The organism is uncultured Proteiniphilum sp., assembly GCF_937873925.1.
GTDB lineage: Bacteria > Bacteroidota > Bacteroidia > Bacteroidales > Dysgonomonadaceae > Proteiniphilum.
Window position 1 is genome coordinate 1 of sequence record NZ_CALNAT010000185.1, and the last position, 9,072, is coordinate 9,072.

Consider the following 9,072-nt stretch of genomic DNA (forward strand, 5'->3'; position numbering starts at 1 on the left):
AAGATACACAGGCGTTAGAAGAAGTGGTTGTTGTTGGTTATGGTTCCCAAAGCAAGAAAACCCTTACCGGCGCTATATCAGTAATAGAATTTGACCAGATAGAGACCACCGGCTTAACTTCCATATCTCATGGACTAGCCGGTAAAGCAGCCGGGTTGAGAGTCAATCAGGTGTCAGCACAGCCGGGAGGAGGCGCAAAACTTAAGATCAGGGGTGAGGCTGCCGGTGGAGCCGGAAGTGATCCCCTGATTGTTATTGATGGATTCCCCGTAGGTTCCACAGGTGGTAATATGGATACTGAAGTGGGGCAAGGTTTTGGCCAGCTGGGGAATATAGATAATATTCTGGGGTCGCTCAATCCGGATGATATCGAATCCATTTCTGTATTAAAAGATGCGGCATCTACAGCTATATACGGGGCCCGTGCAGGTCACGGGGTTATCCTTATTACCACAAAGAGAGGGAGTAACCAGAAAGTGCAGACGACCTATTCCGGGCAGGCTTCAGTACAGGCCATGAGTGAAAAATTCCAAATACTGGGAGTGCAGGAGTTCATGGATATGCGGAACAGGCAATACTATGAGAATTATCTTGCAAATAACGGATTGGGAATCTATGCGGATTACATTAAACCCAATGAAAATCCCCCTGTATTCGTTCCTCATTATACAAATGATCAGATTTTAAGAGCTCAGAAAACCAATTGGCTCGATCTGGTAACCCGTACCGGATTTATGCAACAGCATAATATTCAGGTGGCAGGGGGTAGTAATCAGAGTAGATATCTGGTTTCACTGAACTATATGAAGCAAGCCGGTATAATTAAGAGAAATGACGTGCAACGTGTTTCCGGGCGTATAAATTTCGACCAGGATTTCGGTAAATATGTTACAGCCGGTTTAACGATGACATATTCTCAGAATAAGTTTGACAATGTTCCTTTGGGTTCCCATTCAGGAGAATATGCGGGTATTATAGCTTCTGCCGTAAGAGCCAATCCGGCCAATCCTGTGTATGACGATAACGGGAATTACTATCTGGACCCGTTGCGCTCTTTCGCTCCCAACCCGGTGTCATTACTTGAATATAAAGATTTGTCGATAAATGATCGTTTGCTGGCTAATACACATGTGACATTAAAACCGATAGAAGGGTTGGAGGTAAAGGGCCAGTTAGGAGTTGACAGGCGTTTCCAGAAGCGTTCTTCTTATATCCCTAAAACAACTGTGGAGGGACAACGTAACAATGGTTCGGGACGAATTGCACAAACCGATGCCGCAGACTATCTTTTAGACCTTAATGCGACATACACCAGGGATTTTGATGAACACAAAATAAAAGGTTTGGTTGGATATGCGTTCCAGGAATATAACGGTGAGAGTTTAAACGGCATGGCAAGGGACTTTCTTACAGATGCATTCTGGTATCATAATTTAGGAGCGGGCTCCAGTGAGCGGCAGTCAGTCGGTTCAGGAGCATACAAACGTTCAATCGCTTCGTATTTCGGTCGTGTTAATTATAATTATAAAGACCGTTATCTGGTGGAAGCTACTTTACGTGCGGACGGTTCATCTAACTTTACTCCTGAGAAAAGATGGGGATATTTCCCTTCTGCATCGTTAGGATGGATATTTACAGAGGAAGATTTTATGAGAAATACAGGTTCCTGGTTATCTAATGGTAAATTCCGTATTTCACATGGTGCTACAGGGAATGAGAATGTAAGCTATGGACTTCAAAATACCTATTCGATCAATTGGAGAAACTTTGTTTTTGGTGATTCTGAACACAAAGGGGCCTATGTAAGCGCTATGGGGAATAAAGACCTTACCTGGGAAACGACTACAGAGTTTAATGTGGGACTGGATCTCGGATTTCTGAACAGAAGGATACAGGTTACAGCGGAGTACTTTAACAGGCAGGTAAGCGACATGTTGCAATGGGGTAAACCGATACCTTCCTATAACGAGGTCACCTCGATAGTGGCTAATGCCGGCAAAGTAGAAAGCCAGGGATATGAATTGACATTCAATACGGTTAATATCGCCAATAAGGATTGGAAGTGGAATACGACTTTGACACTGTCCCATTATAAAGATAAATGGAAAGAGCGTCCTGCATTTATCGCGATGAAGCCATACCAATCGAATAACGATCCGTTCAATGCCTGGTGGACCTACGAAGCGGTAGGGATCATGCGCCCGGGTGATCCTGTACCTGATGCCCAAAAGGATCTGCTACCGGGAATGGTCATCCTGAAAGATCAAAATGATGATGGTGTGATAAATGATGAAGATATGGTATACCAGGGAAGCGGGGCGCCAAGATTATATTTTGGATTCAACAATGAAGTGAAATATAAAAATTTTGACTTCTCCATTTATTTCTATGGTGAATCCGGCCAGGCCAAAGGAGCAAGCTATCTGGAACAATGGACGTTTATGGATACGAATCAGGCAATCAATGTTTCCGCATGGGCGAACAAGTCTTTCAGCAGCACGAACCTGAATGCTGATCATCCCACTTTTCTGAAACAAGGGACATACGGCTGGGGTGATTATTATGTAAGCAAAATTTATTACATACGTTGCGGCAGCATCACTTTAGGATATACGGTTCCGGTGAAGTTGTTACAAAATGTGCGGGTCTATGCCAATATAAACAACCCTTTTGTGATTACAAACTGGAAAGGGTTGGATCCTGAAACCGATAACGGGCCTTATCCTTATCCTAATATCAGATCGTTAGGCATGGGAGTAAATATAACATTCTAAATAAAATAATCGTATGAAGAAAATATTAAATAAGTTTATCGTAGTGATTTCTGTGGCAGTTATGTTAACAGGTTGTCAACTCGATAGCGGCCTTTACAGTGAGATAGGGGAGGGTATGGGATTCCCGAGTAATGCGGAGGACGCAACTGCCCTTGTTACGGGAACATGTTATACCATATTTTCCCCATGGGGTATTTTTTATCCTGATGCAGGCTATTTTACTAACTCGGAAATGGTAACGGATATAGGTGAGAACTCATGGGGATGGACTACTGTATATAATTCGTATGAAGCGGATGACTGGCATATTGATTCAGGTTCCAGAAGTCAATACCGTTCATATAATTATATCTCTATGATGACAATGTCCATCCATAAGATCTCAAATATTGAGATGAACGAAAACCTGAAAGAGCGGCTTATTGCAGAACTCAAGTGTGGCAGAGGATTTCTTGCATTTATCCTTTATGATTTGTATGGTCCTATTCAGATTGCTGATCTGGAAACATTGCTGTCGCCCAGGGATGAGAAACTGATACCCAGAAGAACGGATGCGGAAATGCATGAGTTTATTGAGACGAACCTGTTGGAAGCGGCTGAAGTATTGCCTTACAGTTATGGCTCTTCCGATTATGGGCGTTTCACCAAAGGGTTGGCAAACACTGTCCTGTTGAAATTTTACATGCTTACCAAACAATGGGAAAAAGCGGAAGCCATAGGCCGTGAATTGACAAAGCCTGAATATGGTTATAAATTAGTGGAAGACTATAATTCGTTATTTGACCTGGCTACCGAAAAAAATACGGAAACCATTTTTGCCGCAACTGCGAAAGCCGGTGTAATAGAACATAAATGGCATGCCCATGCTTTGCCGTCGGATTATCCGTCTCCTTCAGGAAGAACGATCACCAAATGGGGTGGATTTAAGGTCGCCTGGCCGTTCTACGAAACTTATGAGCCAAATGATAAGCGATTGGGAAGGCTTGTAGGGGAATATACCGGGACTGAAGGTGTATTGCATAACAAGAAGAATGACAGGGATAGCGGAATACAAGGCGCTCTGTACAAAGGCGCTGTCCCCCAGAAATTTGGTATGGAAGGGGTTGTAGGGGAAAACTGTGAAATAGATATACCTATCTATCGCTATGCGGACGTGATAACCTTGTTGGCAGAAGCTATTGTCCGGAATGCTGATAATGTAAGCCAGGAAGCTATTAACCACCTGAATGCTGTGCGTAACCGGGCGGGATTAAACTCCTGGACAATGGCGGATTTTTCGAATGTGGAAACTTTCCTGGACAAATTGTTATTAGAACGCGGTCATGAGTTTTATTACGAAGGCGTACGCCGCCAGGATTTGATCAGGCATGGTCAATTCATTGATGCTGCCGTTAAAAAAGCAGAATATGAAGGACAGCCTACCGGAAAAATCACAACAATGGTTGACGGAAAGTATAAATATGAGAGATTCCCGATACCTCCCAGTATTATATATGAATCCCAGGGTCTTGTAGAACAAAATCCGGGTTATTAATTAAAAAAAAATTAATACAATGAAGAAATATAGCATATATTTAATGATAACCGCTGTGTTATATATATTCTCTTCCTGCCAGGAAGATTATGGTTACAGGGTTGAAGTGCCCGTATCGGATATAACATTGGCATCACCGGAGAAAAATGCCGAAATAGACCTCAATGAAATGTCTATTGACGAATATACATTCTCTTGGAATGAGACTATTGAAGGAGGAACCACTCTTGTTTTAAGTGGCAGCGATGTTTTACTGGATCCTGTTTATTTTAAGGCCGGAGAGGCCAAATCCTATTCAATTAAGGCAGAATTGCTGGATCAGATCACCTCTGGATTTGGTATTGAAAACGGAAAAACAGGAACAATATACTGGGCAGTAAAACCGACTGACCATATTGGAATTGCAGCCCTGGAGATCAGGCCCTTGAATGTGAAACGGCTTATATCCAGATTGCTCCTTCCGGAGAATCAGAAACCTGTAGCATTAGACGGCGACAGGCCAGCACTGCCGGTTAGTTTTGCCTGGGATACAGAAGGAGAAGATCCGGCTACAGCATATTCTATTGTTTTCTCGAATAATAATGAGATGACGGGAGAGGTGGTAACCTACAATGTGGGTGCCGTAAACAGCGCGGGTATTACCAATAGTCAGCTGCAGGATGTATTTATCAAATATTCAAGCCATCCGTTCAAATCAATGCGTTTGTATTGGAACATTAAGAAGACAGAAGAGAATGAATATTTATCCCGTTCCTCTTCTTCCATAGAGGTGAATCCGATGATGATCTACAAAGATGTGCGCGGCGATGAGGAAATTACCTATAAGGTGGCTAAAATTTCATACAGGGACGGACGGGTACAATACTGGCTGGCAGAAAACCTGCGTACCAGAAAATATCCCGATGGGTCGGATATCGAGGAAGCTAACTATATGTTTGCACCGTCCAACCGTTATACGGAGGAGCAGGTAAAAGCCTTCGGAGGATATTATCGTCCTAATCCGTCCATGTTCCAGAAACTTCCGGCTGCAGGTTGGAGAGTGCCGACTATTACGGAATGCAGGGAATTATATGAAGAGGCGCTTGCACAGGAAGGCACCTATAATGTATTGAGAGATCCTGTATTCTATAATTACGAACCTACACAGTCAGATCCTAAAGTCAACAAGTGGAAACTGGGACTGGTGACCGCAGGTCAACAGCAAGGGGAGGACAAATCAATAACCAATACTACATTCTCATATATGATGGCCACAGGGATCGGGGAGAATACCCACCGTGCGGCTATGCTCGACCATTTTGCCATTTGGGAAGTGTGGGCCGTAGGAGCGAATGTAAGGCTCATATATGACAAATAAGTAGAGGTATTATTCAAATTAAAAAGAGATAAACGATGCGTCATATTACATTATTTTCAATTTTAATTATATGCATGTCGATGTTGTCGGTACTGTCCTGTGCCGACGACAAGACGACATTCCCGGTATGGGAGTATGAAGGGGAACGCGGAGAAGATCCTGAAAACCCCGGAGAACCGGAAGAGGTCGGTCCGCTTACCAGTATAAAAGCTATCCGTAATCCTGAAAGAGGTTATAACCTGGAAAGTAACTATTTCTCCCATAATCTTCGGAACCCCTGGCACAATGTGTCTTTTCCCAGTCTTTGGATTCCAGAGATAGCAACAATGAACAATGCGTTGCCGGATAGCCTTACGCTGACCCAGCTTACATTTTACCTGAGCGATTTTGTAGGGAAAGATATTTCCCAAGGGGCTTTTGATAACATGCAGCGGGTATTTGACGATGCCAAGGAATTGGGATATAAGATACATATTGTTTTTGCTTATGACTATGATCCATATGCTACGGATGCGGAATTTGAAGATGTTTTTCGTCATCTGGAGCAATTGAAACCTTTTATCCGGGACAATATAGGAATTATAGATCTTTGGAGAATGGGTTTTATTGGAGCATGGGGTGAAGGGAACCAGTCTCCGATGAGTACTGATTGGGATAATAAAACCAAGCTGGTAAAAGGTATCCTTGATGCTTATCCTGACAGGTTTATGGCCCTTCGCTATCCGAGTCATCTGGCAAGATTTATAGAGCGTGGGTTGGGTGATGAGTATGTGAAACGGGTAGGATACACCAATGATTATTTCACTGCTTCGGAACATCCGGCAGCTCCCGGCAATGATTACACGTTTGGGTCGGCAGATTATGCCCAGGTCATGGAGAAAGGACCTTATGTGAAAGTGGTCGGAGAAATTCCCTACGATGAAGATACCCAATGGGGATTAGATTTTCTTATATCGGTCCCGAATTCAATTCGTGCATTGAAAGAGCATCATTACAGCGCATTTGACGTAACTCAGAACAATGCATTGAATTTTGCGAACTGGAAAAGATACGAATTGACACCTGCTGCCCTGAAAGAGATGAATGTGCTTTTCGATGAAAGTTATTTCCGTAACGATGAAGGAAAATTAGTGGCCCGTTCGGCATACCAGTTTGTCAGGGATCATTTGGGATACCGGTTGTATATGGATAAGGAAGACAGTAAGCTTGAAGTGACGGGAGGAGAGCTCAATTATGATATAACAGTCTATAATACGGGATTCTCCACTATCCTTAATCCCCGCCCGATCAAGCTTGTTTTTGTTGACGGACAGGATCACATAACCCAGATCGTGGATTTGGATGATGTGGATCCGAGAACGTGGCAACCATGTGATCCCCGGTTGAATGATTTTAAACAGATATACCACAATATCAAAGGTAACGTATCTGTTTCTTTGTCCGGAAAATACAAAGTCGGTTTATGGATGCCCGACCCGACAGATGAACTGGAAGAGATCGCTGATTTCTCCATCATATTCGCTAATACGGAAATCATCCACACTCAAAAGCATAGGATAAGTGTAATAGGTGAGGTTAATTTTTAATGTATTTCTTATAAAACGGCACACAGATTTTTCAAGGAATCTCTTGTATGTGTGTCGTTTTATTTTAAAAAAACTACTATATAGGATTATGAAACCGGGATGATTATTTAATCATCAAGGGTGCCATACACCGATAAGAAAAATGAAATAATCATATGAGATTTGAGTTTATATCCATATTTATTTTTTATCTGCTGTTTATTCCCGGTGAATCCACTGCCCGGAATCAGAAAAATACAACGGCAGCCAAAGATATTGTGAAGATTGCCCCGTTACGCAATCCTGACAGGGGTTTTCATTTGGAGTCAAACTATTTTGCCCATGATATGACGAATCCATTCAGAAAAAACGAAATATTTCCAAATGGATTTATTGAAGCCCGGGAAAAGGCTTTTGATTCTGAATCCGAGAATCTGACATTATTACAATTGTATGTTTATCTTACCGAATGGGTGGATAAAGATATTTCACAGGAAGGATTGGAAAACATACAAGTCATATTCGATGAGTTGAAAAAACACGGGTATAAAGCTATCTTGAGATTTGCTTATAATTGGAAAGGTCTGGATGCTTCGGGTGGTGAATCGGAAAAGTGGATCTTACGGCATATAGATCAGCTGGAACCTTTACTGGAAAAAAACAGGGGGTTAATAGCCACGATACAGATCGGATTTTTAGGAGCATGGGGAGAATGGCATACCACCCCTTTGCAGAACGACTTTACCGCAAAAAGTAATATTGTAAACGCCTTGTTAAAAGTATATCCGGAACCCTACAGTATTCAGATCAGGACCCCCGATCATAAGAACAGGCTGAATTTAGACAATGAAAAAGATAAAACACGTATTTCATACGCCAATGATTATTTTACGGCTGGCGAGCATAGCCACGCCCCGGGAAATGATTTCGTCCCGGGTAGTCAGTGGTACAGGCAGATTGAGAGAGAGTCGCCTTGGTTCTTTATGAGCGGGGAGATTCCCTACGACGAAAACACCGAATGGGGTTTGGCAGCACTCATCGATCCGGAAACTACACTCAGGATACTAAGAGACCATCACTACTCGGCCTTTGACCTCACTCAGAATTATCAATTGAATATCAAATCATGGAGAAATATAAAAGTATATCCGGAACTACTTGTAAAAAACAATATATTATTTTCGGAAGATTATTTCATGGATGAAAAAGGGAACAGAGTGAATAGGTCGTTCTTCAACTTTGTGAGGGACCATCTTGGCTATCGGCTCAATTTAACCGGCTCTTCCCTGAAAACAAAAAGCAAAAAGCTATTGTATGACCTGGAATTTACAAATACAGGTTTTGCAGCGCCGGTTAATTCTAAACCTGTTTACCTGGTGTTTATTGATGAGAGTAACAATGTAAAAAGAGAGGTAAGGATCAATGCTGATCCCCGGGATTGGCAACCCTATGATTTCAATAAGCAATCATACCAACCTTTAAGACATCGTTTGACAGGTGATATCCCTGTCGATCTGGCAGGAAAATACAGGGTCGGGATCTGGATGCCGGACCCGGATAAATCTTTACAATACAATGGTGTGTATGACGTAAAATGGGTTCCCAATAAGAATCTCTCACAATGGTATGATAATGATGGAAAATATGCGGTAAATATCATTGGAGAAGTTGTCTTGTAGCATCCAATCTGAATTATACGGAAAATATAAAAAAGTTTAGAAACTGTTTAAAGGCGAAGATATCTTTATCACCCTCTTTCGTAAGCAATTGGAACAGTTTCTTAGTGAATCAATAGAAAATGGAGGAGTTATGAAAAAGCGTACAGGATTTATTTTATTCATT

At 42.2% G+C, this 9,072-nt stretch carries 5 protein-coding genes; all 5 read left to right on the plus strand.

Going from position 1 to position 9,072, the window contains the following annotated elements:
- Nucleotides 1-2,774, plus strand: a 2,774-nt coding sequence (locus Q0502_RS12775; protein WP_298651300.1) for a TonB-dependent receptor, incomplete at its 5' end; no start/stop codon positions are given.
- Between the two features lie 13 nt (nucleotides 2,775-2,787).
- Nucleotides 2,788-4,308: a RagB/SusD family nutrient uptake outer membrane protein gene (locus Q0502_RS12780; RefSeq protein ID WP_298651302.1), complete on the plus strand. Its 1,521-nt coding sequence runs from the start codon at nucleotides 2,788-2,790 to the stop codon at nucleotides 4,306-4,308.
- A 19-nt stretch (nucleotides 4,309-4,327) separates the two neighbouring features.
- Nucleotides 4,328-5,665, plus strand: coding sequence for a SusE domain-containing protein (locus Q0502_RS12785; RefSeq protein ID WP_294081994.1), 1,338 nt, complete (start codon nucleotides 4,328-4,330; stop codon nucleotides 5,663-5,665).
- A gap of 80 nt (nucleotides 5,666-5,745) precedes the next feature.
- On the plus strand, nucleotides 5,746-7,251 hold the full coding sequence (locus Q0502_RS12790) for a DUF4874 domain-containing protein (protein WP_298651305.1): 1,506 nt from the start codon (nucleotides 5,746-5,748) through the stop codon (nucleotides 7,249-7,251).
- 155 nt (nucleotides 7,252-7,406) lie between these two features.
- Complete coding sequence (locus Q0502_RS12795; RefSeq protein ID WP_298651307.1) at nucleotides 7,407-8,909, plus strand: DUF4874 domain-containing protein; 1,503 nt, start codon at nucleotides 7,407-7,409, stop codon at nucleotides 8,907-8,909.
- Nucleotides 8,910-9,072 lie beyond the last annotated feature (163 nt).